We start from the raw sequence: 1,965 nt of genomic DNA, 5'->3' as shown, positions 1-1,965 counted from the left end.
GTGCTTGCTTGCGGCCTTGTGGTTTCAATCAATGTGCTTGCTTGCGGCCTTGTTGTTTCAATCAACGTGCTTGCATGCGGCCTTGTGGTTTCAATCAACGTGCTTGCTTGCATACCTCTATAATCAGTCTCATGGCCTTAACAGAAGCCATACCGAGCCTAAGTATAGATGACGGAAGCCCTAATTCCATTCTGGCACGCAGCTACTCCAAGGCGGAAGAGGTTGGTGGGTGCGTGTTCAGAGCCTCCACATAGGGACGGCCGTTCGCTCTCGCCCTTATATATAGACAGCCGAGCGGAATAAAAGGATAATTTCGTTCTCTCCCAGAAAATCCTCTGGAATAAAGAATAGAATCTCGGAAATTGCTCGCCTGTAAGCCAATTAAGCCAACATTATTATGGGAAAGTCTGGAAATATATGCACACAGAATTAGCGTCGTTTGAAAACCCGCCCGAGAGTTTTAGTTTATTTATTGCCTGAGAAAATAATATCTGTTTTTTTTTTTATTTAAGGCCAAATATTATACAAGCCATGGAAATACACACACACATACGCACTCGCTCCCTCTCTCTCTCTCTCTCTCTCTCTCTCTCTCTCTCTCTCTCTATCTCTCTCTCCCCTTCTCCTCGTCCGAAAAAAGACATTGGTTACTGTCCATAGGAAGGAGAGGTAGGAAGGAGGGGGGGGGAGGAGGAGGAGGAGGAGGAGTAGGAGGAGGAGGAGGAGGAAGAGAAAGACACGCATGGAGAAAACTGAAGAAAATAAAAGAAAAAACTGTGAATAGAGGAATATGGCATGGAATAAAGAAAAGTAAAAGAGAGGAGAAACAAGAGAAAGGAAAAAGGAACGAAAGGGAGGAGGAAGACAACCGGAGCAAAGGAAGAAGAGAAGGAGGAGGAAAATAAGGATAAAAGTGAGCAGCGAATGGAAGAATACGAGACAGAATAAAGAGAACAAAATAGATGAGGGACCAGAGAGGAAGGAGAAGAGCAAGAGGAAGAGGAAGGAAGAGGAGGAAAGGAGGAAAGGAAAAACAGACAAAGAAGATCCAGAAGAGGAGAACACGAGGCAGAATACAGAGAGCAAAACGGAAGAGGGACCAGAGAGGAAGGGGAAGAGGAGGAGGAGGAGAAGAGGAAGAAAAGACGAGGAGCAGTAAGAGGAGGAAGTGAAGGAGAGAAAGACAAGGGAGGAGAAAGAGGTAGAAGAGAAAGAGAAGGAGAGGGTCGAAGAGGAGGTAGCAGAGGGAGAAGAACGAGGCGACGGAAGACGTGGAGGAGGAGGAGGAGGAGGAGGAGGAGGAGAGATATTCCCTCCACGCCCCTGAACAAACAAGGGCAACAATGATTCCTGGATTCCCCTGCATGATTACATACGCCTCACGCCTCTAGGATTAGATTCCAATCCTATCCTTCCCAGACTCCTCCAGGGCCCCACTTTACCTCCTCCTCCGATTCCTCCTCTCACCTGTGGAAGGACTCGCGTCTCCCTCCATCTTGATCCTGCCGCGGTTCCTAAATTTACCTTTCTCTTGTTCCCTTTTTAAATTTATGTCTGTCTGTTTGTTTCTGTCTCTGTGGTCTTTCTATCTCTTTTTGTCTCTTTCTCTGTTTGTCTGTCTGTCTGTCTTTTTTTGTGGTCTTCCTGTCTCTCTTTGTTTCTGTCTGTCTATCTGTCTGTCTGTCTGCCTGTCTCTCTCTCTCTGCTTCTCAAAGGACATTTCCTCCACCTTCTCTTCCTTCTTTTCCTTTTCCTTCCTACTCTCCTTAAAGTCTTCTTCTCTTCCTTCCTTTTCTCCTTCCCTCGCGTCCTTCCTCTCTTGCCCCAAAGCTGTCTCTATCCTTCTTTGCTTCTCTGTCTCCCCTCTTCGATGCCACACACACACACACACACACACACACACATATCCTTCTTCTCTCCATCTCACTAACCCTCTTTCCCCTCCTTCTCTCCCTCTTTCCCTCC

At 46.9% G+C, this 1,965-nt stretch carries 3 protein-coding genes; 2 read left to right on the top strand and 1 reads right to left on the bottom strand.

The window, feature by feature from the left end; genetic code table 11:
- Nucleotides 1-913: 913 nt before the first annotated feature.
- A complete protein-coding gene (locus ACK5JN_RS19575) occupies nt 914-1,159 on the top strand; it encodes a hypothetical protein (RefSeq protein WP_416871676.1) in 246 nt (81 codons plus the stop codon).
- 9 nt (nt 1,160-1,168) lie between these two features.
- Entirely contained in the window at nt 1,169-1,327 is a 159-nt protein-coding gene (locus ACK5JN_RS19570; protein WP_416871675.1) for a hypothetical protein, read from the top strand.
- 258 nt (nt 1,328-1,585) lie between these two features.
- Here the strand turns inward: ACK5JN_RS19570 and ACK5JN_RS19565 are convergent.
- Nucleotides 1,586-1,965: hypothetical protein (locus ACK5JN_RS19565; protein ID WP_416871674.1), on the bottom strand; the 380-nt coding region annotated here is incomplete at its 5' end.

Origin of the sequence: Kluyvera sp. (assembly GCF_047971185.1) — a bacterium.
GTDB lineage: Bacteria > Pseudomonadota > Gammaproteobacteria > Enterobacterales > Enterobacteriaceae > Kluyvera.
Note: the sequence above shows the minus strand (reverse complement) of the source record. Positions and strands in the feature narration are given on the sequence as shown.